This window comes from Candidatus Termitispirillum reticulitermitis (assembly GCF_054655775.1).
On sequence record NZ_BAAIHG010000228.1, the window covers coordinates 1 to 582 of the forward strand.

Below are 582 nucleotides of genomic sequence, written 5' to 3' on the forward strand. Positions count from 1 at the left end.
ACCAAGTCCATAATGCTATACACGCTGAAGCTATGGTTTCTTCTGTGTCAAAGTGTGCGTTAACTATAGAAGTCGCATCATCTATCATATTTATTATACAAGACTTCTCCCCACCAAACCACCTACCGAAATCTTGATTGCTATTGCTCTTGTTATTAGACGGCTTATCCTTTAAGCCGTGTTCTAACCCACTTAACCCAAATAAACGATACTTCCTAACCGCCCTTACTACAGTTGACCTGTTAACCTTCAACCTCTCAGCTACTTCGTCATACGATAACTTGCCACTGAGCACATCCTCTACCCCTTTAATCTTGCCATAACTTCCCACAATACATACCACTAATAAAAAATATATGAGGGGCATTTTAACTTGTGCAATTACAACACCGAAAAACCTATTGACAACACTAAAAAAATGGATTAGAGTGTATCATAAAGAGGCTGAAAAATAATGGTTCAAGCCTAGTTTAGATTGACTTAAAGTTGATATAAGCTATGGTGTTATTATGGGAAACAAGTATTTGAAGCGTGCCCACATTTCGGAAGAGAAGTTTAGGGAGATATTGAAGTTGTTTGTTG

At 37.8% G+C, this 582-nt stretch carries 1 protein-coding gene; it reads right to left on the minus strand.

The window, feature by feature from the left end:
• A partial coding sequence (locus AC1MDJ_RS08455) for a helix-turn-helix domain-containing protein (protein WP_479690466.1) occupies nt 1-331 on the minus strand: 331 nt, incomplete at its 3' end.
• Between the last annotated feature and the right edge of the window lie 251 nt (nt 332-582).